This window comes from Streptomyces sp. NPDC051740 (assembly GCF_044453165.1).
Classification (GTDB): Bacteria; Actinomycetota; Actinomycetes; order Streptomycetales; family Streptomycetaceae; genus Streptomyces; species Streptomyces atrovirens.
This window is the reverse complement of the sequence record NZ_JBITCL010000008.1, coordinates 75,380-101,290: the sequence shown is the minus strand read 5'-3', so window position 1 is coordinate 101,290 and position 25,911 is coordinate 75,380. Positions and strand designations below refer to the sequence as shown.

Here is a 25,911-nt window from a genome sequence, read left to right as displayed (position 1 = left end):
GCCGCCTTCGCGGCCGCCCCTTACCGGTGCGTTCAGCTCCAGACGTTGCCCTGGTTCTGGCCGCGGCCCCCCTGCTGTCCCATGCCGTACTGGGCGGCAATGCCCGAGCCGACCTGGGCGTTCTGCGGCGGCAGCAGTTCGCTGGGCTGGACGAGCGCGAAACCGCTGCCCATGAAGCTGAGCTCCCAGCCCTCACCTGTGTTGCCGCGGCGCCGCCACACCCCGGAGGAGTGGGTCTGGGCCTGCATCTGCACGCGCAGGGACGTGGACCAGGCGACGATCGCGTCGGCGTCGCAGTTGACGTACTTGTCCGGCGTCACCTGCATCAGCAGCGGCATGCCCGAGGTCATCAGGGCGACCCTGCCGTTGCCTGTGATGTTGAGCTGGTACTTCCCGGAGCCGGAGATGCCGTACAGGCTGTCGACGGCGATCACCTCGTGGTGCAGCGAGGAGTCCATCGCGAGCACATAGCTGCTGTCGACCGTCAGCCCGTCGTGGTCCACCTCCATGACGTGGATGCGCTGGGCGAGGTTGGCGAGGTAGACGGTGCCCTGCCCGTGGCAGCGCATCAGGTCGAGTCCCTCACCGGTCTGCGCACGCGCGCGTGACGCGCTGTTGCTCTGGAACTCGGCGTCGAACTCGACGAGTCCCTGGTAGGCGACCATGGTGCCCTTGCGGGCGAGGACGTCGTCGTGGCCCTCCAGGGCGACGCGGAGCATCTGCTGGTTCTGCAGGCTCCAGCGCTCCTGGGTCTGCTGGTCGTTGAAGGCGAAAAGCGGGCTCTGCATGGTGTGGTTGCTCCCCCTCAGCCCCGGACCCGGAGACGGTCGGTGCTGTCCTCACTGGGCTGGACGACGACGATGCCCTGACCGGAGAAGGCCATCTGGTAGGCCTCTCCGCTGCCGCGGCCGATCAGCGACTGGGCCCGGAAGCTGCGCTTGCCCTTCACCTTGAGGTTCGGGGACCAGGCGACGAGGGCGTCCGGGTCGACGTACGTCTCGTCGTCGCCGCCACCGCAGTCCACGACGATCGGTTTGCCGCGCGAGGTCAGCGCGACCCAGCCCTGCCCGGAGATCCTGGTGTTCCACAGGCCCTGTCCGGCGAACTTCGCCAGGCCCTTGACCCGCTCCACGCCCCAGGTGAGATGGGCGTCGAAGGCGAGCAGGTTGGTGGCGTTGACGGAGATGCCGTCGCCGTTGAGGTTGATCACGACGACGTTGGCGCCGTAGTCGGCGAGGTAGAGCAGGCCGTCGCCGGAGCACTTCATCAGCGGCGCGCCCTCGCCGGTCATCCAGTCCTTGGCGATCTGGCGCACGGCGGGCGGGTTGGGCTCGTACTGGACGAACCCTTCGTAGGCGACCATCGACCCGACACGCGCGAGGAGGTCGTTCCCGGTCTGCATGGCGATCTTCGCCATGTGGTTGCCGTGGTTCTCCATGCGGGCGGTGACGGGGGCGGGGGCGTAGCCCGCGAGTGGCTGGTTCATGACGGGCTCCCTTTAGATCTCGTACGGCTGGACGACGATGAAGTTGCCGGGAGCGCCCCTGAACTGGAGGTTCACGCTCTCCCCGGTGTCGCCGGGGAAGGAGTTGCGGCGCATCCGCACCTGGCTGGAGACGACCACCTGGGAGGCGGCCGACCAGGCGACCACGGCGTTGCAGTCGGCGAACGTGGTGGGCGTGACCGGCAGCACCACGGGCGTGCCGTGGGTCTTGACGACGATGGTGCCGGTCCCCTGGAACTGCATCGTGAACAGCGCGCCGCCGGGGATGCCGTGCCCCTCGATGCGGCGGACCTCGTACTGCAGGCTCTCGTCGAAGGCGAGGACGTTCTCGGCGGAGACGCAGACGGCGTCGCCCTGGAGCTCGATCGGGTGCAGCATCGTGGAGTTCTCGGCGAAGAACACCTGGCCCTGGCCGGTGCAGCGCATCAGCTGCATCTCCTGGCCGGTGGCGTTGCCGACGATGCGGCCGGAGAAGCCGGCGCCCTTGTAGCTGAAGTCGACCTTGCCCTGGTAGAGCACCATGCTGCCCTGCCGGGCGAGCACGGGCTGCCCGCCGATGCCGAGGTCCGCGCGGACGAGCTTCTTGTTCTGCTGCGTCCAGCGCTGGCCGGTGGGCGTCTCCTTGAACTGCTGGAGCGCGCCGAGCACGCCGGGGCTCTGCGGTGCGCTCTGGGGCGCCCCGTACGGGGCCTGCTGACCCGGCGGTGGTCCGGGCGGGGGCTGCTGACCGTAGCCCGGAGGGGGCGTGGGCTGTCCGTAGCCGGGCGGCGGGGCGGGGGCCTGCGGTGCCTGCGGCTGTCCGTAGCCCTGGGGCGGCGGGGCGGGGGCCTGCGGTGCCTGCGGCTGTCCGTAGCCCTGGGGCGGCGGGGCGGGCTGGCCGTACGGCGGCGGCTGCTGGCCCGGCTGGCCGTAGGGTGCGGGCGCCGGGGCCGGGGGCGGCACCGGGGAACCGCCGGACGGGGTGTGCAGGGGGGCGACGATGGTCGGCGCGGTGTGCACCGGCGGTGCGGAGGGCGCGGGGACCGGCGGCGGCGCGAAGCCCTGTGCGGCGGGCTGGGGCGCGGGGGCCGGAGCAGGCGCGGGGGCCGGGACGGGGGCGGGCGCGGCGCCGCCGGGTACGCCGAACGCGGGCGGCGCGGTGGCCTGGGCGGGCGGGGCGAAACCGGGCGCGGCTCCGTCGGTCCCCGGCTGCTGCTGGGGGGCGGCCGGCTCGTCCTCGGCCACCTCGCCGCCGAAGTTCCGCAGCAGCGCGTCGAGCCCGCCGTCGAAGCCCTGTCCGACGGCGGCGAACCGCCAGACGTCCTTGAAGTAGAAGTCACCCAGCATCACGGCCCGCTCGGTGGAGAACTCCGAGCCGCTGAACGGGTACCGGGCCACTTCCTCGCCGCCCGCGACGATACGGATGTACCCGGGACCGACCTGCGACATCTGCCCGGCGCCGTCGAGGGTCGCCGTGAAGGACAGCTTCCTGATCTGCTGCGGGATCCGGTCCAGCGTCACACGGAACGACTCGGTGTCGCCCGCCTGGGCGCCCAGGAGCTGAACGGACTCCTCGGGGGACTTCGGCTGGTTGTAGAAGATGAAGTAACGGTCGTCGGAGAGCCGCTCGTCGGCGTCGAGACCGAAGCAGCTGATGTCGAAGGTCAGCCCCGGGCCGGAGATCTGCACGCCTACGTACAGATCCGTCCCCGCCGTGAGGTCACTGATCCTGGCCTTGTGGCCGCGTTGGAATTCCCTGGCCATACGTACGACCGTCCCCCATCCCGAATGTGAGTGCGTCGCGCCAGGCTAACGGCAAACTCCGACACCGGATGAAGTCGGTACAGACCCGGTACACAACGCGTGCACAGGCCTACGGTGCGCTCACCTCGGGCGGTGCTCACGCATCGCGCGCACCCGGCACATGCGGCAGCCGCTCGGCCGCGACCACCCCTTCGAGATAGCCACGGGCCCGCTCGGTCTTCGGATACGTCTCCAGCAGCCGCCAGAAACGCGGGCCGTGCCCGGGCACCAGCAGATGCGCCAGCTCATGGCAGAGGACGTAGTCGACGACGTACTCGGGCATGCCCTGCAGCCGGTGCGACAGCCGGATGCTTCCCTCGGACGGGGTGCACGAGCCCCAGCGCGTGTTCTGGTTGGTGACCCAGCGCACCGAGTCGGGCCGGGCCCGCCCGCCGAAGTACTGCTCGGACAGCCGCCGGGCGCGCTCGGTCAGCTCCGCGTCCCCGAGTGTCCGCCTGCTCTCCTGTGCGGCCAGCTTGTCGAGCATGACGGTCACCCAGCGCTGCTCCTCCGCCTCGGACATCCGGGCGGGGATGAGCACGACGGTGCGATCGCCCTCGCGGTACGCGGAGACCGTTCTGCGGCGGCGGGCGCTCCTGCGGACCTCGATCGCGCTCGCCCGTGAGCCGTTCGTCGGCTGGCTCGTCGTGCTGCGCTGTGACTTTCCGGCGCGGTGCAGTGGGTCGGCGGGCACGCCCCGACGGTACCCGCTGTACACGGGGAAGTCTTGGCTCCGGGACGGTTCCACGGCGATCCCCCCACCGGGCGCCGGATTTGTACGATGAATCCCGCCGCCTGTGGACAACTTTCGGCGACCTCCGGCCCGTCCCGGCATGCTGGCATGCGTCGGACGAGCCGTGAAGGACTCGACCGCCCAACGAGGATGATCCGGGACATACGGGGGTCTGTCATGCATCCGATGGTCAAGCCCGCGCTGCGGCGCGGATGGCGCGATCTCAACACCGTGCAGTTCGGGATGACGCCGGCGCACGCGTTGACGCTGGGCCCGGTGGACACGGCCACGGGCAGCTTCCTCGACCTGCTCAACGGCACCCGGGGACTGGAGCTCCTGCGGGAGGAGGCACGGCGCATGGATCTGCCCGAGGGCCATGTCGACCGGCTGGTACGCCGGCTGTCGCGGGCCGGGCTACTGGACGACTCGCGGGGCGGCGGACCGGCCGCCGAGACCCTGCGGGAGAAACCGGAGGTCCTCGACCGGCTCCGTCCGGACCTGGCGTCCCTCGCCCTGACCACCTCCGAACCGGGCGATCCGCTGCGTCGGCTGGCGGCGCGCCGCAGTACGCGGGTACAGGTGAGAGGCGCGGGCCGAGTGGGTGCCGCCCTCGCGGCACTGCTGTCGGGGGCCGGAGTGGGCGAGGTCGACGTGCGCGACGTCGGGCAGGTCGAGCCATGGGACGTCGCGCCGGGCGGGCTGCCCGCCGAAGCCGTCGGCGACCGCAGGGACGAGGCGGCCCGCCGCGCGGTACGCCGGGCTGCCCCGGACCGCCCGCCGCGCCGGACCGCCCGGTCCCCCCTCGAAGGCGGCGACCCCGGTTTCGGTCTGGTCGTCCTCGCCCCACGGGACGACGTCGCCGTGCACGCGCCCGATCCGGCGGCCGCCGAAACCCTCCTGTCCTCGGGCACACCCCATCTCTACGCCGGTGTGGTGGAAGGGACCGGTGTGGTCGGCCCGCTGGTCCTGCCCGGCGAGACAAGCTGTGCGGGCTGTCTCCAGCAGGACCGCACCGACCGGGACCCGGCCTGGTCGCGCCTGGCCGCCCAGTGGCGCTCCGGGCGGCAGCGCCGGGTGGGCGCCTGCGACCTGACGCTGGCCACGACGGTGGCCGGGCTGGCGGCCGCCCACGCGCTCGCCTTCCTGGACGGCCGGGTTCCGTCCAGCGCCGGCGCACGCTGGGAGGCGTCCCTCCCCGCTCTGCGCTGGCATGCGCGTCCGGTCCGGCCGCACCCGGCCTGTCCGTGCGGAGCCGTACGCGAAGGTCCGGAAAAAGGTAAGGGAGAACACACCCCCGGGGACGGGGGGTCGCACGAGACAATGGCCGTGCACGGGCCGTCGGAGGAGTCGCGCCGCAAGGCGGACGCGAAGCGGCCGGCAGGGACTTGGAGGGCGCATGTCTGATCTTCCCCGGAAGGCGGTCACCCGGACCGCCAAACTGGCCGCACTCCCGCTCGGCTTCGCCGGGCGGGCTACCTGGGGACTCGGCAAGCGGATCGTGGGCGAGTCCGCGGAGCTTGTCGGCCGCGAGCTCCAGCAGCGCACCGCCGAGCAGCTCTTCAAGGTGCTCGGCGAGCTCAAGGGCGGCGCGATGAAGTTCGGCCAGGCCCTGTCGGTCTTCGAGTCGGCCCTGCCGGAGGAGGTCGCCGGTCCCTACCGGGCGGCGCTGACCAAGCTGCAGGAGGCAGCCCCGCCGATGCCCACCCGTACCGTCCACGCGGTGCTGGCGGAGCGGCTGGGCGAAGGCTGGCAGGAGCTGTTCCTGGAGTTCGAGGACAAGCCGTCCGCCGCGGCCTCGATCGGCCAGGTGCACCGGGCGGTGTGGCACGACGGCCGCGAGGTGGCGGTCAAGGTGCAGTACCCGGGCGCCGGCGAGGCCCTGCTGTCCGACCTGAACCAGCTGAGCCGCTTCGCCCGTCTGCTGGGTCCGCTCATCCCCGGCATGGACGTCAAGCCGCTGATCACGGAGCTCAAGGACCGGGTATCCGAAGAGCTGGACTACGGCCTTGAGGCCCAGGCCCAGCGGGCCCACGCCGAGGAGTTCACGGAGGACCCCGACGTCGTCGTACCGGACGTGGTCCACCAGTGCGAGCAGGTGCTGATCACCGAGTGGATGGACGGCATACCGCTGTCGGAGGTCATCTCGGACGGCACGGAGGCACAGCGCGACCGGGCCGGCCAGCTCCTGGCCCGCTTCCTGTTCTCCGGTCCCGCCCGCACCGGTCTGCTGCACGCCGACCCGCATCCCGGAAACTTCCGTCTGCTGCCCGGCGGGCCGCGGGGCGAGGACGACTGGCGCCTGGGCGTGCTGGACTTCGGCACCGTCGACCGGCTCCCGGGCGGGCTGCCCGAGCCCATCGGCGGGGCCCTGCGGATGACGCTGGACGGAGAGGCGGAGGCCGTCTACGAGATGCTCTGCGCCGAGGGCTTCGTCAAGGAGTCGATCGAGCTGGACCCCGACACCGTCCTCGACTACCTTCTGCCGATCATCGAGCCGGCCGCGGCCGACGAGTTCACCTTCACCCGCGGCTGGATGCGGAGCCAGGCGGCCCGGATAGCCGACCCCCGCTCTCCCGCCTCCCAGCTGGCCAAGCAGCTCAACCTTCCCCCGGCCTACCTGTTGATCCACCGGGTGACCCTGAGCACGATCGGTGTGCTCTGTCAGCTGGGCGCGACGGTGCGGCTGCGGGAGGAACTGGAGGAGTGGCTGCCGGGTTTCGTCCCGGAGGAACCGGCGGCGGAGGAACCGGCCGCCCAGGCATGACGGACGCGGCGGGCGCTCCGCGTGCCGGCCGCTACCACCACTGCGAGTCCAGGCGGCCCTCGATCGCCCGCAGGTTGTCGCGGGAGCACGCCTCGCAGTAGTGGCGGCGGACGCCGTTCTCCACGGAGAAGGTCCAGGTCGGCCGCAGCCCCTCGGCGCGGGTGCCGCAGCGGGCACACACCAGCGGCTCCGGCTCCTCCGCGGAGCCGTCGTCGTCGCTGCCACCGGGATGACTCGTCACCCGGCGACGATAACGCCGTTCCCGACGGTCCGCCCCGCACAACGCACCGCGGGGGCCGGTCCGTTCACACGGACCGGCCCCCGCGGGGAGAGCCGTGCCTCCCGCTGGGGAGGCCACCGCTTCAGGGGGGATCGGTTACTGCATGACCGCCATGGCGAGCGCGCGGCGGGCGCGCCGGGAGGCGCGCTCGGCCCGGCGCTGCATCCGGCGAGCGGTCACCAGGCCGGCGGCCTGGCGCTCCCGCTGCGCCTCCTGCAGTCGCTCGTGCATATGCGCACGGGCCAGGGCTTCTGGGATGAGTTGCATCTCTCGGGTCCTGTTCTGGCGCGAGTCGTTCGCACCGCTGGTGGTGAAGTCTTCGGTCGCGGAGCCTGCGGGCTCGTGAGCGGACGGCATCATCGGGGCCTGCTTCTGGGGGTCGTGCGTGAGGGGGCGGTCGATCGTTCCTGGGGTGTTCATGCCATGACCGGGTTCTTGCGCGGGCGGCCACGCGGCCGCTTGCGGGCGACGACAACTCCCTGGACGAACAGCTCGCCGCCCCAGACGCCCCAGGGCTCACGCCGCTCCTTGGCGCCGGCGAGGCATGCCTCGATCAGCGGGCAGGTACGGCAGAGGGACTTGGCGTACTCGACGTCCGCCGGCGACTCGGCGAAGAAGACCTCCGGGTCGTAGGAGCGGCACGGGACGGGCACGCCGAGGTTCTCGATGGCGTCGTCGAGCGCGGTGAGCGCGGTGAGCGGAGTCAAGGTCGGGTCCTCCGTGGAGCCGGGCTTGGGGATCGTGTCGGAAGGCGGTACGGACGGGACGTGCGCTTCGAGTTGCACGGTTCGTCTTCCTCGTCTGGTCGTTTCCGGCCTGTTGGCCGGGTGGCGGCTGGTACCGGGCTCTTTTCTTGTCCCGAGGCGCTTCGCTCTCCCCGCTTGAGGGAAAACAGAAGGGCCGCGGATCCCGGGTGGGGTTCCGCGGCCCTGAAGGCGCCGACCTGATCGCATCAGGCTGGATCACTCCAGGGTTCTGGCCCACGGAAGGCCCACATCAGGTGGTGCTGCGTCGTCTGCTTCCGGAATCCGGCACCGGCTGCCGCAAAGGCATAGGCCTTCGCCTGTGCCACTACCGCTTCCAGTGCCTTGGTCGGTCGCTCATCGCGCTCACGGACGGCAGGAGCCGCGGGAGCGAGGGAGGACACCAGACGTGCGGCATGGACGCCGGACAGACCGGTGCCCTGGTTCGAGGCGCCGAGCATGCACAGGGAGACGGCCGAGCGATCGGTCAGTTTGACGATGGAGCTGGTGTTGATGCTGATCACTGGACTCGCCTCCTCTCGGCGTCTAGGGGACCGGGGTGAACCGATCCGCGGATATGCAAGTACAACACGGAGTCAGGGCCTTGGAGAAGGCCGCCGTCCCCGTGCCTAAGAACCTATGGGGATTGCCGGGGCATGCGCAAACTATTTTTCCGACGAGTTCGGATCAGTCCTGATCCCGTTCCTCGTCGATGTCGCGACCTGCGCAGATGGCCAGAACATCGGCGCCGTAGCGGCCCAGCTTGCGCATCCCCACCCCGGGGATCCTGGCCAGTGCGTGCTCGTCGTCGGGGACCGTCTCGGCGATGGCCATCAGCGTCTTGTCGGTGAAGACGCAGAAGGCCGGCTGCCCGCTGCGCCCCGCCTGGCCGGCGCGCCACTCACGGAGCCGCTCGTACAGGCCCTCGTCCATGTCCGTGGGGCAGTCCTCGCAGCGCATCAGCTTCATCTCACCCGCGTCGGTCAGCGTGCGGCCGCACACCCGGCAGCGGGCGGGGCTGCGCTGTCCGCGTCTCGGACCCGGGACGACCGAGGCGGACGCCGTCCCGAACGAACCGCGCTCCACACCTCCCGCGCCGGCCGCGCCGCCCCGGCCCGCGGTGGCGTTCGAGCCGGGGCGCAGTCCGTGGAGGAAGCGGCTGGGGCGACGGTTCGGCCGGCTGCCGGGTGAACGGGAGAGCGCCCAGGAGAGCTGGAGGCGCTCACGGGCGCGGGTGACACCGACGTAGAGGAGGCGGCGCTCCTCCTCGATCTGCTCGTCGGTCTTTGCGTAGGTGATCGGCATCATGCCCTCGGCGACGCCGACCAGGAAGACGACGTCCCACTCCAGGCCCTTGGCCGAGTGCAGCGAGGCGAGGGTGACGCCCTGCACGGTCGGGGCGTGCTGGGCGCCGGCCCGCTCGTCGAGTTCGGCGACGAGGTCGGCGAGGGTGGCGCCGGGTCTGGCGGCGGCGAAGTCCTGGGCGAGATGCACCAGCGCGGCCAGTGACTCCCAGCGTTCCCGGACCGCTCCGGAACCGGCCGGCGGCTGGGTCGTCCAGCCCTCGCCCGAGAGCACGGCCCGCACCTGGGAGGGCAGGTCGGGTGCGTCGTCGAGGAGGGGGTCGTTGCCGCCGAAGCGGGCCGCGCCGCGCAGGGCGATGCCGGCCTTGCGCACCTCGGGACGGTCGAAGAACCGCTCGGCGCCCCGCAGCTGGTAGGGCACGCCGACATCGGCGAGGGCCTGCTCGTAGGTCTCGGACTGGGCGTTCGTCCGGAACAGGACGGCGATCTCGCTCGCCGGGACCCCGGCGTCGATCAGCTCACGGATGCGGCGAGCGGCGCCCTCCGCCTCGGCGGGCTCGTCGGGGTACTCGGTGAAGACCGGCTCGGTCCCCGCGGCGCGCTGAGAGACCAGTTCCAGCCGGTGATCGGCGGCCCGGCCACGGGCCTGGGCGAGCAGGCCGTTCGCCAGGCGGACGACCTGGGGGGTCGAGCGGTAGTCGCGGACCAGCTTGACGACGGTGGCCCCGGGGTGGCGGGTGCGGAAGTCGAGCAGGTGGTCGGGTGTTGCGCCCGTGAACGAATAGATCGTCTGGCTGGCGTCGCCGACCACGCACAGGTTCTCCCGCTCGCCGAGCCACAGTTCCAGCAGCCGCTGCTGGAGCGGGCTGACGTCCTGGTACTCGTCGACGACGAAGTGCTGGTACTGGGCGCGGACCTGATCGGCGATGTCGTGCCGGTCCTGCAGGACGGCGACGGTCAGCAGCAGCACGTCCTCGAAGTCGATGACGGCGCGCTCGCGCTTGAGGTCCTCGTAGGCGGAGTAGAGCTGGGCGATCTCGGCGGGGTCACGGGGGGACTCCCGGCCGGCCTTGGCGGCGGCGGCCGCGTAGTCGGCCGGGACGGTCTGGGTGACCTTGGACCATTCGATCTCCGCGGTGACGTCCCGCAGCTCGCCCCGGTCGAGCCGGATCCGGCAGGCGGCGGCCGCGTCGGCGACCAGCTGGATCTTGCGGTCGACGAGCCGGGGCAGGGAGCCGCCGATCGCTTTCGGCCAGAAGTACTGCAGCTGGCGCAGCGCCGCGGAGTGGAAGGTGCGGGCCTGGACGCCGGCGGCACCGAGCTGGCGCAGCCGGCCGCGCATCTCCCCGGCGGCGCGGTTGGTGAAGGTGACGGCGAGCACGCTGGAGGGCTGGAGGATGCCCGCGCGCACCCCGTAGGCGATCCGGTGGGTGATCGCCCGGGTCTTGCCGGTGCCGGCGCCCGCCAGCACGCACACCGGACCCTGCAGGGCGGTGGCCACGGCGCGCTGCTCGGGGTCGAGCCCTTCGAGCACCGCGTCGGCCGAGTCCGGTACCTGCGGGAAGAGAGTGGAGTGCGTTGCTGCTGTCACACAGCCATGCTGCCAGGTCGCCGGAGACAGGCGAGCCGGTTGTCCACAGGGAGGCCCTCGTAGTCGTACTAATGCGGCAGGCATCACGTGGGACACGTGCGGCCACCCGGCGGGAATGCCGGCGCTCTCCCGTACGTTCCTCCCACGACCAGGACTTCCCCGAGCCGCCGAAGGAGCGCGAGAGGCATGCAGGGCACTGTGACGATGTACAGCACCACGTGGTGCGGCTACTGCCGTCGGCTGAAGAGCCAGCTGGACCGTGAGGGCATCGCGTACACCGAGATCAACATCGAGCAGGACCCGGACTCCGCGGCCTTCGTGGAGAAGGCGAACGGCGGAAACCAGACGGTGCCCACCGTACGGGTGGTTCCCTCCGCCGGTGGCGACGAGGTCGTGATGACGAACCCGAGTCTCGCCCAGGTGAAGCAGGCTCTCGCGGTCTGACGTTCCCCGGCGCCGCGCCCCCTCCGGTCGAGGTCACCGGAGGGGGCCGACGTGTCTTCAGGGGCGCGGGGAGGCGGAACCGGCCGGATTCGAACCGGCGTCCTCGCGGTTTTGGAGACCGCGCGCGACGACCTCTGCGCTACGGCTCCGCCCGGTCCGACAGCGTAGCCGGTGCACGGGACGGAGCCCCGACGGCTTGGCGTCGGAGCTCCGTCGGGCGCTGGGCGTCCGGTCAGAAGGCGCTGCGGGCCGGCAGGTCCTTGCCGTACCAGCGTTCGATCAGGCGGGCCGCGATCGAGATGCCGTACGGCGGGAGCACCTCGCCGGACTCGAAGGCGGCGCCGAGTTCGTCGCGGGAGAACCAGCGGGCCTCGTGGATCTCGTCGCCGTCCACGTCGATCTCGGTCGAGGTGGCGCGTGCGGTGAAGCCCAGCATGAGGCTGGACGGGAAGGGCCAGGGCTGGCTGGCGACGTACTCGACCTCGCCGACGCCGATGCCGACCTCCTCGTGGACCTCGCGGCGCACCGACTGCTCGATGGACTCCCCCGGCTCGACGAATCCGGCGAGCGTGGAGAAGCGGCCCTCGGGCCAGTGGACCTGGCGGCCGAGCAGGATGCGGTCCTGGTCGTCGACCACGGCCATGATCACCGCGGGGTCGGTGCGCGGGTAGTGCTCGGCGCCGCAGGCGGGGCAGCGGCGGATGTGGCCGGCGGCGGCGATGACGGTGCGCTCACCGCAGCGGGAGCAGAAGCGGTGCAGCCGCTGCCAGTTCTCCAGGGCGACCGCGTGCACCATCAGGCCGGCCTCGCGCTGCGACAGGAGCAGTCCCGCCTCGCGCAGGCCCGCCGGGCGGGCGGAGTCGTCCATGCGGCCGGGCAGGGAGTCCTTCTGGAGGGCGAAGTAGCTGACGCCCTCGTCGTCGATGCCCAGGAAGTAGCGGTGGGCCTCGGTGAGCGGGGCCTCGAAGGACGGGGTCATGACGAGTTCGGTACGCCCGTCCGCCGCCTCGTCGATGAGGACCTGGCCGCCGGAGACCACGAAGCAGCGGGTCGAGGGGTGGCTCCACGCCGCCGCGAGCCATGCCTCGTCGAGCCGGTGGTGGGCGGCGCGGTCGATGCCGCTCGGGGCGGTGAGCGAGATGGGTCGGTCGGCGGTGTGGTCGGTCCAGGTGGTCACGGGTGCTTCCAACTCCCCCGGTGGAACGGATTGGGACGGCGGGCGGTTCGGCGGGACGTGCGGCGGGAGGGACCGGGTCCTGCGGGGCGCGGCGGGTCCCTTCCAGTGTGCCCCGCGCGGGCGTCCGGTTCGGACGGTGTGCGCGGTCAGGGGGCGTGCCGCCAGTGCTCGGCGAGGTCGCCCCACAGGTACGCGCTGGTCTCGACGCCTTTGAGGAGCAGGTCCAGGTCGACCTTCTCGTTGGGGGCGTGCCAGCCGTCGGACGGGACGGAGGTGCCGAGGAACAGCACCGGTGCGCCGAGGACGTCCTGGAGGTCGGCGGCCGGTCCGGAGCCGCCCTCGCGGGTGAAGCGGACGGGTGCGCCGAAGGCGCGGCCCATGGCCCGGACCACGGACTGCAGGGCCGGGTGGTCCAGTGGCGTCAGGCAGGGGCGGGTGGCGGGGCTGAAGGTGATCTCGTGGCGGATGCCGTCGGGCAGCTGTCCGGGCACCCAGGCGCCGACGGCCTCGCGCACGTGCTCGGGGTCCTGGCCGGCGACGAGGCGGAAGGACAGCTTCACCATGGCGGAGGACGGGATGATCGTCTTGCTGCCGGGGCCCTGGTAGCCGCCGCCGATGCCGTTGACCTCGGCGGTGGGTCGGGCCCAGACGCGCTCCAGGGTGCTGTATCCGGCTTCGCCGCGGGTGCCGTGGGACCTGGCGGTGCGCAGCCACCGCTCCTCGTCGAAGGGCAGTTCGGCGAAGAGTTCGCGTTCGCGGTCGGTGAGCTCGACGACACCGTCGTAGAAGCCGGGGATCGCCACGCGCGCGTGCTCGTCGTGCAGGGCGGCCACCAGGCGGGCGGCGGCGGTGGCCGGGTTGGGCACCGCGCCGCCGAAGGAACCGGAGTGGATGTCCTGGTCGGGTCCGTACAGCCGGATCTCGCACTCGGCGAGGCCGCGCATGCCGGTGCACACGGTGGGGGTGTCCTCGGACCACATGCCGGTGTCGGAGACGATCACGGCGTCGGCGGTGAGCCGGTCCGCGTGCTGTTCGACGAGCGCGCGGAAGTGCGGGGAGCCGGATTCCTCCTCGCCCTCGATCAGCAGTTTCAGGTGGACGGCCGGGGTGGTGCGGCCGGTGGCGGCGAGGTGGGCCCGGACGCCGAGGGTGTGGAGGAACACCTGGCCCTTGTCGTCGGCCGCGCCGCGCGCGTAGAGGCGGCCGTCCCGGACGACGGGTTCGAAGGGCTCGCTGTCCCAGCCGTCCTCGCGGGCCGCCGGCTGCACATCGTGGTGGCCGTAGACCAGCACGGTGGGCGCCTCGGGGGCGTCGGAGGGCCATTCGGCGTAGACGGCCGGGGCGCCGGGGGTGGGCCAGACCTCGGCGGTCGGGAAGCCGGTCTCCTTGAGTTTGGCGGCGAGCCAGTCGGCGCTGTGGCGCACGTCGGGCGCGTGGTCGGGCTGGGCCGAGACGGACGGGATGCGCAGCCACTCGGTGAGGTCGTCGAGGAAGGCGACGCGGTGCTGTGCGATGTACGTACGGACGGCGCTGACGGCGGTGTCAACGGGCTGGCTCATGTCCTCGAGCCTATCGGCCCGCGCCGGTGTCCTCGGAGTGCGGTATCTCACCGGGCGGCTCCCCGAGCAGCAGCCGCTCCAGCTCCGCGCGGCCGGGCAGGGGGTCGGGGCGGACGATCTCACCGGTGCGTACGTACAGGAACGCGGTCGTGACGGTCTCCGGGGGGACGCCCTGTTGTTCGGCCCAGGCGAGCCGGTAGACGGCGAGCTGGAGCGGGTCGGCGGTGTGGTCGCGGCCGGTCTTCCAGTCGACGATCTCGTACGTCGTCCCGTCCCCGCCGTCCTTCCGGTAGACGGCGTCGATGCGGCCGCGGACGACGCGGCCGGCGATCGACAGCTGGAAGGGGGCTTCCACGCGGTAAGGGGTGCGGTGGGCGTACTCGGTGCGTTCGAAGGCCTCCTTGAGGGCCTCCAGGTCGTGTTCGTCGGAGATCTCGGCGTCGCCGCCGGGCAGCTCGTCCGGGTCGAGCATGGGCAGGGTCAGTTCCTCGAAGCGTGCCTCGACCCATGCGTGGAAGCGGGTGCCGCGGCGCGCGGCGGGCTGCGGCGGGCGGGGCATGGGACGGGCCAGTTCCTGGGCGAAGCCGTCCGGGTCGGCGGCCAGGCGCAGCAGCTGGGAGGCGGTCAGCGAGGCGGGCAGCCGCACCTCGGTGACGCTCGTGCGCAGGTGCAGGAGCTCTCCGGTGAGGGCGTCGAGGTCGCGGTCCCAGGAGGCGACGGTGCGGGCCTCCTCGGGGGTGAGACGGGGGCGCGACGGGTGGGCCGGCTCCGCCGGGCCGGGGTGTGCGGTGGGTTCCGGGGCCGTCGCCTGGCGCGGGACGGTGGGACGGTCGGTGCTCCAGGAGTCCCAGTCGTCCGGGTCGGCGTCCGCGAAGGGGTCCTCCTCGGGGAGGGGGTCCTCGTCATCGGGCGGTGGCGGCCAGTCCGGGTCGTCGTGGGTGTCGGGGTCGTGTACGGCCGTGGCGGGGCCGTCCGGGTGGGCGGCGAGGCGGTGGAGGTGGGCGAGGACGGTGTCGGCGGCCGCGCGGCGGCGGGCGAGCGCGGCGTCGTCGAGGGGCAGGGGCCAGACCTGGTCGTCGCCGGCCCGGTGCAGGGCGGGGTTCTCCTCGTCCTCGGCGGGCTCGTCGGCCCATGCCTCGATCTCGCCGTGTCCGGCGGCGCAGTGCGCGTAGAGGGCGTGGAGGAAGTCGGAGGGGCCGCGCGGTTTCTTCTGGCTGGGCCCCCACCAGTGGCCGGAGCCGAGGAGCAGGGAACGGGGGCGGGTGAAGGTGACGTAGCCGAGGCGGAGTTCCTCGGTGTGCTGGTGTTCCTTCATGGCCTCGTGGAAGGCCTTCAGGCCCCGGGAGTCCCAGGACTCGACGTCGGGCAGGGTGTCGGCGTCGCCGCGCAGTCCGTGCGGCAGCACCCTGCCCTGCGTGGTCCACTTCTCGCGGCCCTGGCTGCTGGGGAAGGTGCCGGTGACCAGTCCGGGGACGGCGACGACGTCCCATTCGAGGCCCTTGGACTTGTGCGCGGTGAGGACCTTGACGGTGTTCTCGCCGCCGGGCAGCGCGTTGTCGAGGCCCTTCTCGTACTGGGCGGCGGTGCGCAGGAAGGCGAGGAAGGCGAGCAGGGTGGCCTCGTTGTCGCCGGCGGCGAAGGACGCGGCGATGTCGAGGAAGTTGGAGAGGGTCTCACGCCGGCGGGCGGCCAGGGCGTGCGGGGACGCGGAGAGTTCGACCTCCAGGCCGGTGACGGCGAGGACGCGGTGCAGGACGTCCATGAGGGGGTCGGCGAGGGAGCGGCGCAGTTCGCGCAGTTCGGTGGCCAGGCGGGCGAAGCGTACGCGGGCGTCCGGTGAGAAGGGCAGGCCGTCGTCGTCCCCGCGGCCGTCCAGCGGTGTCTCCAGGAAGGTGTCGAGGGCGTCGGCGAGTGAGATCACCTCGGCCGGGTCGACGCCCTCGACGGCTTCGGCGAGCCGCCGGTCGGGGTCGTCGTCGCCGTCCACGCGCGCGTGGGAGACGAGCCGTCGTGCGCGCCGCCCCAGCAGGGCGAGGTCGCGGGGGCCGATGCGCCAGCGCGGGCCGGTCAGCAGCCGTACGAGGGAGGCGTTGGCGCCGGGGTCCTGGAGGACCTCGCAGACGGCGACGAGGTCGGCGATCTCGGGCAGGTGCAGCAGCCCGGACAGGCCGACCACCTCGACGGGGACGTCCCTGGCGACCAGGGCGCCCTGGATCTCGGCGAAGTCGCCGGCCGTGCGGCACAGCACGGCGATCTCGCCGGGTGCCTTGCCGGTGTTCACGAGGTGGGCGACGGAGTCGGCGATCCAGTCGATCTCCTCCGCGTGGGTGGGCAGCAGGGCGCAGCGGACGGTGCCGTCGCGTTCGGCGCCGGGGGCCGGGCGGAGGGCCTCCACGCCCGCGTGCATGGCGCGCAGCGGCTCGGCGAGGCCGTTGGCGAGGTCGAGGAGGCGGCCGCCGCTGCGGCGGTTCTCGCTGAGCGACTGGCGGGTGGCGGGGCGGCCGTCGGCGTGGGCGAAGTGTTCGGGGAAGTCGTCGAGGTTGGCGACGGAGGCGCCGCGCCAGCCGTAGATCGCCTGGCAGGGGTCGCCGACGGCGGTCACGGGGTGGCCGGTGCCGCCGCCGAACAGTCCGGCCAGCAGGACCCGCTGGGCGACGGAGGTGTCCTGGTACTCGTCGAGGAGGACCACGCGGAACTCGTCGCGCAGGACGCGGCCCACCTCGGGGAGGGCGGCGAGCCGGGCGGACAGGGCGATCTGGTCGCCGAAGTCGAGCAGGTCGCGTTCGCGTTTGGCGGCCCGGTAGCGCAGCACGAGGTCGGCGAGCTCGCGTCGCGCGGCGGCCGCCTCGGGGACCTTGCGCAGGTCGGCGTTGGTGAGTCTGGTGTTCTCCAGGGTGCGCAGCAGTTCGGCGTCGTGGGCGCGCAGGTCCTCGGGCCGTACGAGGTGTTCGGCGAGCTCGCCGTCGAGGGTGAGGAGGTCGCCGACCAGGTCGGGGAAGGAGCGGGTGAGCGCCGGGTAGAGGCCGGGGGCCTCGCGCAGGACCCGCGCGGCGAGCTGGTAGCGGGTGGCGTCGGCGAGGAGGCGGGAGGTCGGTTCGAGGCCGACGCGCAGTCCGTGGTCGGTCAGGAGGCGGCCCGCGAAGGCGTGGTACGTGGAGATCACGGGCTCGCCCGGGGGGTTGTCCGGGTCGATGGCGTCGGGGTCGGTGACGCCGGCCTTGATCAGCGCCTTGCGGACGCGTTCGGCGAGTTCACCGGCGGCCTTGTTGGTGAAGGTGAGGCCGAGTACCTGTTCGGGGGCGACCTGGCCGGTGCCGACCAGCCACACCACGCGGGCCGCCATCACCGTCGTCTTGCCCGACCCGGCTCCGGCCACGATCACCTGCGGGGCGGGCGGCGCGATGATGCAGGCCGTCTGCTCCGGAGTGAACGGGATGCCGAGGAGCTCCTTGAGCTGATCGGCATCGGTGATACGAGCGGGCACACGCAGAATCTAGCGGCGGACACTGACAGCGGGGGCCGTCAGAGCGCTCCGGGAGCGGAGAACCGCAGGTCGGCACGGGTGGTGCGATGCGTCACTCCGGTCACTCGACCACGTGCCGGCCCTCGGGCCGGGCGCTGCACGAGGCCCGGAACGCGCAGTGGGCGCAGTGCTGGCCCGCGGTCGGGCCGAACCGTTCGTCGAGGACCTTCCCGGCGGCCGTGGCCAGCAGATCGCCGATCCACTCCCCCTCCGGCGGCTCCTGGGCCTGCACCTTGGGCAGGGTCTCGCCGCCGTCCCGCTTGGCGGCTCCCTGGCGCAGCTGGACGAGCTCGGCGCCGCCCGGTTCGGGGCGCGCGCCGTCGAAGGCGTCGTCGACGGCGCCCTCCCCGACGGCGAGCTGGTAGACGGCGAGCTGGGGGTGGCGCTCCACCTCCTTGGCGCTGGGCGCCTGTTTGCCGGTCTTGAAGTCGACGACGTACGCGCGTCCCTCGCCGTCGGTCTCGACGCGGTCCATCTGGCCGCGGATGCGGACCTCGTAGTCGCCCGCTTCGAGGGTGACGTCGAAGTCGTGCTCGCTGGCCACCGGGGTGCGTCCGGCGCGGTCCATGACGTGCCACTTCAGGAAGCGTTCGAGCGCCACGCGCGCGTGCTCCTTCTCCTGCGCCGACTTCCACGGCGCGTCGAAGGCGAGCGCGTTCCACACCGAGTCGAGGCGCTCCATGAGGACGGCGAGGTCGGCGGGGGTGTGCCCGGAGGCCACCTCGTCGGCGAGGACGTGCACCACGTTGCCGAAGCCCTGGGCCGCGGTCGCGGGCGCGTCGGCCTTCACCTCACGGCCCAGGAACCACTGCAGGGCGCAGGTGTTGGCGAGCTGGTCGAGGGCGCTGCCGGAGAGCACGACGGGCTGGTCACGGTCGCGCAGCGGCACCTTGCTCGCCGTGGGTTCGAACATGCCCCACCAGCGGTAGGGGTGCGCGGACGGCACCAGGGGGCGGCCGTCCTCGTCGGCGAGCGCGGCGAGCCGGGCCAGCCGCTGGGCGGCGGCCTCCCGCAGGGTGTCGGAGACCCGGGGGTCGACCGTCGTGGCGCGCAGTTCGGCGACGAGCGCGGCGACGGCCAGGGGGCGGCGCGGGCGCCCGGTGACGTCCTTGGGTTCGACGCCGAGTTCGGTCAGGAAGCGGGAGGGCTGGTCGCCGTCGTCGGCGGGCGCCTTCACGGCCGTCACGACGAGCCGTTCACGCGCGCGCGTAGCCGCTACGTAGAACAGGCGGCGTTCCTCGGCGAGCAGCGCGCCGGGAGTGAGCGGTTCGGCGAGTCCGTCGCGGCCGATGCGGTCGGCCTCCAGCAGGGAGCCGCGGCGGCGCAGGTCCGGCCACAGACCCTCCTGGACGCCGGCCACGACGACCAGGCGCCACTCCAGGCCCTTGGAGCGGTGCGCGGTCATCAGGCGCACGGCGTCGGGGCGGGCGGCGCGCCGGGTGAGGGTGTCGGCGGCGATGTCCTGGGCCTCGATCTCCTCCAGGAAGTTCAGGGTGCCCCGGCCGCCGGTGCGTTCCTCCGCGCGGGCGGCGGTCGCGAACAGCGCGCACACGGCGTCGAGGTCCCGGTCGGCGTTACGGCCGGCCGCGCCGCCGCGCCGGACGGCGCGCTCCAGGCGCCCGGGCCACGGTGTGCCGTCCCACAGGTCCCACAGGGCCTCCTCGGCCGTACCGCCGCCCGCCAGGCGCTCACGGGCGCGGCGCAGCAGGCCGCCGAGACGCTGGGCGCCCCGCGCGTAGACGGGGTCGTGCACGGCGAGCCGCTCCGGTTCGGCCAGCGCACGCGCGAGCAGCTCGTCCGAGGGCGGCGGCAGCGGGTTGCCTCCGGCCCGCTCCTCCTCGCGCAGGGCCCGGCCGAGGCGGCGCAGATCGGCGGCGTCCATGCCGGCGAGGGGGGAGGTGAGCAGGGTGAGGGCGGTTTCGGTGTCGAGCCAGCACGGTTGCGCTTCGGGACCGGGCCCCGCGTCCTCCCGGTCGTCCGCCTCCGCCGCCGCCACCGCGCGCAGGGCCGTCAGCAGCGGGGCCACCGCGGGTTCGTGGCGCAGGGGCAGGTCGTTGCCGTCGACGTCCACGGGGACGCCCGCCGAGGTGAGCGCGCGGCGGACGGCGGGGAGGGTGCGGGCGCCGGCCCGGACCAGGACGGCCATGTCCTTCCAGGGAACGCCGTCCTCCAGGTGCGCCCGGCGCAGGATGTCGGCGATGTTGTCCAGCTCCGTGCCGGACGTCGGGTAGGTGTACACCTCGACCCGGCCGCCGTCCCGGTCCGGGGTCAGCTCCCGGTGGGCGCGGACCTTCTCGGCGGGCAGGCGGGGCAGCGGCATGCGCCGGGTCACCCGCCGGGTCGCCTCCAGCAGGGCGGCGTCGGAGCGCCGGGAGGTGCGCAGCACCTCGACCGGGGCCGGGCGGCCGTCCGCGCGGGGGAAGGCGTGCGGGAACTCCAGGATGCCGCCCACGTCCGCGCCCCGGAAGGCGTAGATCGACTGGTCGGGGTCGCCGAAGGCGACGAGGGTGCGGCCGCCGGCCAGGGCACGCAGCAGCCGTACCTGGGCGGGGTCGGTGTCCTGGTACTCGTCGACGTAGACGGCGTCGTACCGCGCGGCCAGCCGCCCGGCGATCTCCGGGCGGCCGGCGAGGAGCACCGCGCGGTGGACCAGTTCGGCGTAGTCGAGGACGCCCTGCAGGTCGAGGACGTCGAGGTACTCGGCGAGGAAGGCGGAGGCGGCGCGCCAGTCGGGGCGCCCGATGCGGCGGGCGAAGGCGTCCAGGGCCCCGGGGCCGAGCCCCAGCTCGCGGCTGCGGGCGAGCACCGCGCGGACCTCGTCGGCGAAGCCGCGGGTGGTCAGGCAGGCGCGCAGCTCGTCCGGCCAGCGCACATGGGCGAGCCCGAGCCGCTCCAGGTCCACCTGGCCGGCGAGCAGCTCGCGGACGGTGACGTCCTGCTCGGGGCCCGACAGCAGCCGCAGCGGCTCCACGAAGAGGTCGCTGTCCTGGTGGGCGCGGATCAGGGCGTAGCAGAACGAGTGGAAGGTGGTCGCCTGCGGGGCGCGCGCGGCCCCGATGCGCAGGGCCATGCGGTCGCGCAGCTCGACGGCCGCCCTGCGGCTGAACGTCAGCACCAGGATCCGCTCGGGGTCCCCGCCACGGGCGATCCGCGCGGCCACGGACTCGACCAGGGTGGTGGTCTTGCCGGTGCCCGGACCTGCGAGAACGAGCAGCGGGCCGGTCGTGTGCTCAACCACGGAGCGCTGCGCGGCGTCCATGTGAGGGGGATTCACCCGAGCGGGCGGGGTACGCACCAGTCGATAAGCGCCACGGTTCCCCCGCCGCACCTGGGGGTGCGACAGGCCGTTGGTGGAGGAAGAGGAGCTCACGTGGTTCGCCGGTCCTGGTGGGTGTGCTGTGGGGCCGTTCGCCGCGCGTGCGGGGCGGTGGGCGCGGGGTGAAGGGGGCACGCGCGGCCGACGCTACGCCGGTGAAAAGTGCGGAAGCAGGCTTTCCGCTTCTTCCCTCCGGGCACTCCGGCCGCACATGTCCCTTGCCTCACGAACGTACGTCATGCCACGAATGTGCCCCGTATCACCTTGAGGGAGCAGAGGTCACACGGCGGCGTGCGCGAGGGCGGAAGCTGTCAGGTGTGACCTTCGGTGTACCCGCCGCCGTCCCACCGCGCGCGCCTCATGTCGAGGCGCGGCACATGGCCCTCCGCGGCCCGGCCCGCCTCCCTCAGGGGCGTGCCCTCCGCGCGGTAGTGGCCGAGGGCTCTCAGCTCGTGGCCCGGCAGCAGCACGCCGTCCGCGCGGACGACACGCCACCACGGCACCGCTCCCCCGTACAGGGCCATCACACGTCCGACCTGCCGGGGACCGCCCTCCCCCAGCCACTCGGCCACGTCCCCGTACGTCATCACACGTCCCGGCGGGACCAGCTCGGCCACCTCGAGGACCCGCTCGGCGTACTCGGGCAGGGCGTCCGGGTGCTCCGGGCCGCCGTCGGACGGAAGGCTCTCCTGGCTCATCCTGCCCATCCTGCCCCACCCCACCGACAACGTGACGCGCTCGCGCGCGTGCGCACGGCTCGCCCCGGAGCGGCGCTTCGGGCAGACTGTGCGGCCCGCGTTCTGACCCTGATGCCCCCTTGTGCCGGTACGGCATGCCACCATCGTGCGGGCGGTGACTGGTGATACAAGATCGAGAAGAGACGATGAAGCAGCAGGGCGCGCACCCGGAGGACACGGAGGGCACCCCTGACGCCTCGTCGCGCCCGGACACCGCGGCCCCCGAGACGGCGCACATCGACGAGGTGGAGGGCGACGAACCGCTGCTCCCCGCGCGGGTGCACCGCCCGTCCGACCTCATGCGGCTCCTGGCGGGCGTGCTCGCCGTCGTGGTGCTGCTGGCGATCGCCGCGTTCGCCCACGGCACCACCTCGGGCCTGGAACAGGACATCAACAAGGGCACCGGGCAGGCGCCCGACCTGCTCATCAAGATCGCGGGCCTGGCCTCCAGCATCGCGATCCTCCTGGTGCCGGTGGCCTTCGCCATCGAGCGGCTGATCAAACGGGACGGGCTGCGGATCGCCGACGGCGTGCTCGCCGCCGTCCTCGCGCACGGTGTGACACTCGCCACCGACCTGTGGGTCGCGCGTGCCGCTCCGGACTCGATCCAGGAGGCGCTCACCCAGCCCTCCCCCGGCGACATCCACGCCCTGACCGACCCGGTGCACGGCTATCTGGCCCCGGTGATCGCGTACATGACGGCCGTCGGGATGTCCCGCAGACCCCGGTGGCGCGCGGTGCTGTGGGTGGTGCTGCTCCTCGACGCCTTCTCGATGCTCGTCACCGGGTACACCACACCGTTCTCGATCATCCTGACGGTCCTGATCGGCTGGACCGTCGCCTACGGCACCCTCTACGCGGTCGGTTCGCCCAATGTGCGCCCCACCGGCCGCACCCTGATGGCGGGCCTGCGCACCGTCGGCTTCCGCCCCGTGACCGCGTCCCGGGTGGAGTCCGGCGACGCCTCCGAGGCCGGGGACCGGGGACGCCGGTACTTCGTCACCCTGGAGGACGGTCCGCCGCTGGACGTCACCGTGGTCGACCGTGAGCAGCAGGCGCAGGGATTCTTCTACCGCGCGTGGCGCAATCTGGCCCTGCGCGGCTTCGCCACCCGCAGCAGCCTGCAGTCGCTGCGCCAGGCACTGGAGCAGGAGGCGCTGCTGGCCTACGCGGCCATCGCGGCCGGCGCCAACGCCCCCAAGCTGATCGCCACCTCCGAACTCGGCCCCGACGCGGTGATGCTCGTCTACGAGCACAGCGGCGGGCGCACCCTCGACTCGCTGCCGGACGAGGAGATCACCGACGAACTGCTGCGCGACACCTGGCACCAGGTACGGGCCCTGCAGTCCCGCCGTATCGCGCACCGCCGGCTGGTGGGCGACGCCATCCTGGTGGATCGTTCCGGCACGGTGATCCTCACCGATCTGCGCGGCGGCGAGATCGCGGCCGGTGATCTGCTGCTGCGCATGGACACCTCCCAGCTGCTGGTGACCCTGGGTCTCAGGGTGGGCGCCGAACGCGCGGTGGTCTCCGCGCTGAGCGTCCTCGGCCCCGACACCGTGGCGGACTGCCTGCCGATGCTCCAGCCCATCGCGCTGAGCCGCTCCACGCGCGGGACGCTGCGGCAGCTGGCCCGGGAACGGGCGCAACGCGAACGTGAGGCGGTCCTGGAGGCCTACCGGCAGTCCAAGCCGGCCCGCGCGGAGCACGGCGCCCACCAGGTCGTGCTCGACAAGCCCGACAAGAAGGCCGTCCGCGCGGAACAGCGGGCCGAGAAGCGGGCCGTCGACGAAGCCATGGAGGAGGCTCGCGAGGAGGACCTGCTCACCCAGATCCGGCACGAGGTGCTGCGGATCAGGCCGCAGGCCCCGGTGGAACCGGCCCGCCTGGAACGGGTCCGGCCGCGGACCCTGATCAGTTTCATCGCCGGTGCGATCGGCGCGTACTTCCTGCTGACACAGCTCACCCACATCGAGTTCGGCCCGCTGATCGAGAACGCGGAGTGGGGCTGGGTGGTCGCGGCGGTGCTGTTCTCGGCGGCCAGTTACGTCGCGGCGGCCATGGCCCTCCTCGGGTTCGTACCCGAGCGGGTGCCGTTCGTGCGGACCGTGGCGGCACAGGTCGCCGGATCGTTCGTGAAGATCGTCGCCCCGGCCGCGGTGGGCGGGGTCGCCCTGAACACGCGGTTCCTCCAGCGCGCGGGGGTACGGCCGGGGCTCGCGGTGGCGAGCGTCGGCGCGTCGCAGCTCTTCGGGCTCGGCTGTCACATCCTGATGCTGCTGGCCTTCGGCTACCTCACCGGAACCGAGAAGACGCCCTCCCTCTCGCCGTCCCGCACGGTGATCGGGGGCCTGCTGACGGTGGCGGTGCTGGTGCTCGTGGTGACCTCGGTGCCGTTCCTGCGGAAATTCGTCGTCACGCGCGTGCGGTCGCTCTTCGCGGGTGTCGTGCCGCGCATGCTCGACGTGCTGCAGCGGCCGCAGAAGCTGATCACCGGCATCGGCGGCATGCTGCTGCTGACGGCCTGCTTCGTGATGTGCCTGGACGCCTCGATCCGGGCGTTCGGCGACGAGACGACCTCGGTCAGCATCGCCAGTGTCGCCGTCGTCTTCCTCGCCGGCAACGCGCTGGGGTCGGCGGCCCCGACACCGGGCGGTGTCGGGGCGGTCGAGGCGACCCTCACGGTCGGCCTCATCGCGGTCGGGCTCCCCAAGGAGGTCGCCGCGCCGGCGGTACTGCTCTTCCGGCTCCTGACGCTCTGGCTGCCGGTACTGCCGGGCTGGCTGGCCTTCAACCACCTCACCCGCAAGGCGGCCTTGTGAGCGAGGGCCCCTTACCTCGTACGGCCCGTGTCCCGCGCGTCCCGCTCCGGGCAACCGCAGGATGGGACCATGCCCCGCCCCTTCCGTCCGTGTGCCGCCGCCCTGACCGTCTGCGCCGTACTGCTGCCCGTGCTGCTGGCGGGCTGCGGTGAGGACGACGACAAGGCCGAGGACCTGACGGAGCAGCGGCTCGGCTGGAAGGACTGCCCGGCTCCGTCCGAGGCGCAGGGCGGGGGCCCCGCCCCGTCGCCCCTGCCCGGCGGCCGGGGCGAGTGGAGCTGCGCCACCATGAAGGTGCCGCTGGACTGGGACGATCCCGAGGGCGACACCATCGGCATCGCGCTGATCCGGGCCAGGTCGAGCGGCGCGGCGAATGAACGCATCGGCTCGCTGGTCTTCAACTTCGGCGGCCCGGGCGGCTCCGGCGTCACCGCCCTGCCCGCGTTCGGCGAGGACTACGCGACCCTGCGCACCCGCTACGACCTGGTGAGCTTCGATCCCCGCGGGGTCGGCCGCAGCGCGCCCGTGACCTGCCTGGACGACCAGCGACTCGACGCGTACCTCCAGCAGGACGCCACCCCCGACGACAGCGCCGAGCGCACGGAACTCCTGGACGGAACCGAGAAGTTCAACGCGGCCTGCGAGAAGAACTCCGAACGGGTGCTGCCACATGTGCGCACCACGGACGCCGCCCGTGACCTGGACCTGCTGCGCCAGGTCCTCGGTGACGAGAAACTGCACTACTTCGGCATCTCCTACGGCACCGAACTCGGCGGCGTCTACGCCCACCTGTTCCCGAAGAAGGTGGGCCGCGCGGTGTTCGACGCGGTCGTCGACCCCACGGAGACCGCGGAACAGGGCTCGCTCGCACAGGCGCGGGGGTTCCAGCTCGCACTCGACAACTACGCCGAGGACTGCGTCTCGGGGACCGAGCAGTGCCCCGTCGGCGACAGCGCGCAGGACGTGAAGGACCGTATCGCCAAGCTGCTGAAGGACCTCGACCGCACGCCCGTCCCCGGCGTCTTCCCCCGCGAACTGACCCAGACCGCCGCGACCAACGGGATCGTGCAGGCCCTGTACTCCCAGGACTTCTGGAAGTTCCTCACCGACGGCCTCGAGCAGGCGTACGACGGTGACGGGACGATTCTGATGGTGCTCTCCGACTCGATGAACGGACGTGCCGAGAACGGCGAGTACAGCAACCTCGTCCCGGCCAACGTGGCCATCAACTGCGCCGACGACGAACCCCGCTACACCCCTGAGGACGTGGAGCGCCGGCTGCCCGGGTTCCGGGCCGCGTCCCCGCTGTTCGGGGAGTACCTGGCGTGGGGAATGGTCGGCTGCACCGACTGGGCGGTGCCCGGGGCCGCCGGGCATCCTGATGTCCACGCCCCCGGCGCGGCTCCGATCCTGGTGATCGGCAACACCGGCGACCCGGCCACCCCGTACGAGGGAGCTCGCAGGATGGTGCGGGCGCTCGGTGAGGGCGTGGGTGTGGAGCTGACGTACAAGGGGCAGGGGCACGGGGCCTACAACAGCGAGAACGCGTGCGTACAGGACGTGGTGCACAGCTATCTCCTGGACGGAAAAGTGCCGGCGTCCGGGACCGTCTGCTCGTGAACGAGGCTACGG

Annotated in this window: 19 protein-coding genes and 1 tRNA gene; 5 read left to right on the top strand and 15 right to left on the bottom strand. The window is 72.7% G+C overall.

The features are described from left to right. Positions 1-32 precede the first annotated feature (32 nt). The 4 genes from ACIA6T_RS15690 to ACIA6T_RS15675 form a co-directional block, all read right to left on the bottom strand. Complete coding sequence (locus tag ACIA6T_RS15690) at positions 33-788, bottom strand: AIM24 family protein (RefSeq protein ID WP_399447046.1); 756 nt, start codon at positions 786-788, stop codon at positions 33-35. Positions 789-805: 17 nt separating this feature from the next. Beyond that, entirely contained in the window at positions 806-1,486 is a 681-nt protein-coding gene (locus ACIA6T_RS15685) for an AIM24 family protein (RefSeq protein ID WP_384719552.1), read from the bottom strand. A gap of 12 nt (positions 1,487-1,498) precedes the next feature. Continuing rightward, positions 1,499-3,247, bottom strand: a complete 1,749-nt coding sequence (locus ACIA6T_RS15680) for a TerD family protein (protein ID WP_399447045.1) — start codon at positions 3,245-3,247, stop codon at positions 1,499-1,501. 136 nt (positions 3,248-3,383) lie between these two features. Then, positions 3,384-3,980 carry a M48 family metallopeptidase gene (locus tag ACIA6T_RS15675; protein WP_399447044.1) on the bottom strand — a complete coding sequence of 199 codons (597 nt, stop codon included), beginning with the start codon at positions 3,978-3,980 and terminating at the stop codon, positions 3,384-3,386. A gap of 216 nt (positions 3,981-4,196) precedes the next feature. On the opposite strand from ACIA6T_RS15675, the gene ACIA6T_RS15670 reads away from it, so the two are divergent. Together ACIA6T_RS15670 and ACIA6T_RS15665 are read left to right on the top strand one after the other, a co-directional pair. After that, positions 4,197-5,423, top strand: coding sequence for a TOMM precursor leader peptide-binding protein (locus ACIA6T_RS15670; RefSeq protein WP_399447043.1), 1,227 nt, complete (start codon positions 4,197-4,199; stop codon positions 5,421-5,423). Beyond that, the gene (locus tag ACIA6T_RS15665) at positions 5,416-6,783 is read left to right on the top strand and encodes an ABC1 kinase family protein (protein WP_399447042.1); all 1,368 of its coding nucleotides are present in this window, start codon (positions 5,416-5,418) and stop codon (positions 6,781-6,783) included. The genes ACIA6T_RS15670 and ACIA6T_RS15665 overlap by 8 nt, the downstream gene beginning before the upstream one ends. Positions 6,784-6,814: 31 nt before the next feature. On the opposite strand, the gene ACIA6T_RS15660 is transcribed toward ACIA6T_RS15665, so the two are convergent. The 5 genes from ACIA6T_RS15660 to ACIA6T_RS15640 form a co-directional block, all read right to left on the bottom strand. Next, on the bottom strand, positions 6,815-7,024 hold the full coding sequence (locus ACIA6T_RS15660; RefSeq protein ID WP_399447041.1) for a hypothetical protein: 210 nt from the start codon (positions 7,022-7,024) through the stop codon (positions 6,815-6,817). A gap of 135 nt (positions 7,025-7,159) precedes the next feature. Further along, positions 7,160-7,483 (bottom strand): hypothetical protein, encoded by a 324-nt coding sequence (locus tag ACIA6T_RS15655; RefSeq protein ID WP_385049701.1) that lies wholly within the window; start codon positions 7,481-7,483, stop codon positions 7,160-7,162. Next, a complete protein-coding gene (locus ACIA6T_RS15650; protein ID WP_385049698.1) occupies positions 7,480-7,848 on the bottom strand; it encodes a WhiB family transcriptional regulator in 369 nt (122 codons plus the stop codon). Before ACIA6T_RS15650 ends, ACIA6T_RS15655 begins: the two co-directional genes overlap by 4 nt. A gap of 167 nt (positions 7,849-8,015) precedes the next feature. After that, positions 8,016-8,330 (bottom strand): hypothetical protein, encoded by a 315-nt coding sequence (locus ACIA6T_RS15645; RefSeq protein WP_399447040.1) that lies wholly within the window; start codon positions 8,328-8,330, stop codon positions 8,016-8,018. 163 nt (positions 8,331-8,493) lie between these two features. Next, positions 8,494-10,785 (bottom strand): ATP-dependent DNA helicase UvrD2, encoded by a 2,292-nt coding sequence (locus ACIA6T_RS15640; protein WP_399447039.1) that lies wholly within the window; start codon positions 10,783-10,785, stop codon positions 8,494-8,496. Between the two features lie 102 nt (positions 10,786-10,887). Here ACIA6T_RS15640 and ACIA6T_RS15635 point away from each other — a divergent pair, with 102 nt between their 5' ends. Next, complete coding sequence (locus tag ACIA6T_RS15635; RefSeq protein WP_073932358.1) at positions 10,888-11,145, top strand: mycoredoxin; 258 nt, start codon at positions 10,888-10,890, stop codon at positions 11,143-11,145. Between the two features lie 74 nt (positions 11,146-11,219). On the opposite strand, the gene ACIA6T_RS15630 is transcribed toward ACIA6T_RS15635, so the two are convergent. From ACIA6T_RS15630 to ACIA6T_RS15605, 6 genes are all read right to left on the bottom strand, one after another. Further along, positions 11,220-11,294: transfer RNA gene (locus ACIA6T_RS15630), tRNA-Trp, on the bottom strand. Between the two features lie 83 nt (positions 11,295-11,377). Beyond that, positions 11,378-12,322, bottom strand: a complete 945-nt coding sequence (gene nudC, locus ACIA6T_RS15625; protein ID WP_399447038.1) for an NAD(+) diphosphatase — start codon at positions 12,320-12,322, stop codon at positions 11,378-11,380. Positions 12,323-12,468: 146 nt separating this feature from the next. Then, entirely contained in the window at positions 12,469-13,881 is a 1,413-nt protein-coding gene (locus ACIA6T_RS15620) for a dipeptidase (RefSeq protein ID WP_399447037.1), read from the bottom strand. Between the two features lie 10 nt (positions 13,882-13,891). After that, positions 13,892-17,365, bottom strand: coding sequence for a UvrD-helicase domain-containing protein (locus ACIA6T_RS15615; RefSeq protein WP_399447036.1), 3,474 nt, complete (start codon positions 17,363-17,365; stop codon positions 13,892-13,894). A gap of 100 nt (positions 17,366-17,465) precedes the next feature. Then, entirely contained in the window at positions 17,466-20,774 is a 3,309-nt protein-coding gene (locus ACIA6T_RS15610; protein WP_399447035.1) for an ATP-dependent helicase, read from the bottom strand. A gap of 257 nt (positions 20,775-21,031) precedes the next feature. Then, positions 21,032-21,418, bottom strand: coding sequence for an MGMT family protein (locus tag ACIA6T_RS15605; RefSeq protein ID WP_399447034.1), 387 nt, complete (start codon positions 21,416-21,418; stop codon positions 21,032-21,034). 185 nt (positions 21,419-21,603) lie between these two features. Between ACIA6T_RS15605 and ACIA6T_RS15600 the strand changes: the two genes are divergently transcribed. Continuing rightward, entirely contained in the window at positions 21,604-24,279 is a 2,676-nt protein-coding gene (locus ACIA6T_RS15600; protein ID WP_399447033.1) for a lysylphosphatidylglycerol synthase domain-containing protein, read from the top strand. Between the two features lie 69 nt (positions 24,280-24,348). Then, entirely contained in the window at positions 24,349-25,899 is a 1,551-nt protein-coding gene (locus ACIA6T_RS15595) for an alpha/beta hydrolase (RefSeq protein ID WP_399447032.1), read from the top strand. Positions 25,900-25,911: the final 12 nt, after the last annotated feature.

What these genes read in the sequence shown, in the direction of transcription:
- ACIA6T_RS15690 (WP_399447046.1), bottom strand. Translation starts at nt 788, where the DNA reads ATGCAGAGCCCGCTTTTCGCCTTCAACGACCAGCAGACCCAGGAGCGC.
- ACIA6T_RS15685 (WP_384719552.1), bottom strand. Translation starts at nt 1,486, where the DNA reads ATGAACCAGCCACTCGCGGGCTACGCCCCCGCCCCCGTCACCGCCCGC.
- ACIA6T_RS15680 (WP_399447045.1), bottom strand. Translation starts at nt 3,247, where the DNA reads ATGGCCAGGGAATTCCAACGCGGCCACAAGGCCAGGATCAGTGACCTC.
- ACIA6T_RS15670 (WP_399447043.1), top strand. Translation starts at nt 4,197, where the DNA reads ATGCATCCGATGGTCAAGCCCGCGCTGCGGCGCGGATGGCGCGATCTC.
- ACIA6T_RS15665 (WP_399447042.1), top strand. Translation starts at nt 5,416, where the DNA reads ATGTCTGATCTTCCCCGGAAGGCGGTCACCCGGACCGCCAAACTGGCC.
- ACIA6T_RS15655 (WP_385049701.1), bottom strand. Translation starts at nt 7,483, where the DNA reads ATGAACACCCCAGGAACGATCGACCGCCCCCTCACGCACGACCCCCAG.
- ACIA6T_RS15640 (WP_399447039.1), bottom strand. Translation starts at nt 10,785, where the DNA reads ATGCCTGCCGCATTAGTACGACTACGAGGGCCTCCCTGTGGACAACCG.
- ACIA6T_RS15635 (WP_073932358.1), top strand. Translation starts at nt 10,888, where the DNA reads ATGCAGGGCACTGTGACGATGTACAGCACCACGTGGTGCGGCTACTGC.
- ACIA6T_RS15620 (WP_399447037.1), bottom strand. Translation starts at nt 13,881, where the DNA reads ATGAGCCAGCCCGTTGACACCGCCGTCAGCGCCGTCCGTACGTACATC.
- ACIA6T_RS15605 (WP_399447034.1), bottom strand. Translation starts at nt 21,418, where the DNA reads ATGAGCCAGGAGAGCCTTCCGTCCGACGGCGGCCCGGAGCACCCGGAC.
- ACIA6T_RS15600 (WP_399447033.1), top strand. Translation starts at nt 21,604, where the DNA reads ATGAAGCAGCAGGGCGCGCACCCGGAGGACACGGAGGGCACCCCTGAC.
- ACIA6T_RS15595 (WP_399447032.1), top strand. Translation starts at nt 24,349, where the DNA reads ATGCCCCGCCCCTTCCGTCCGTGTGCCGCCGCCCTGACCGTCTGCGCC.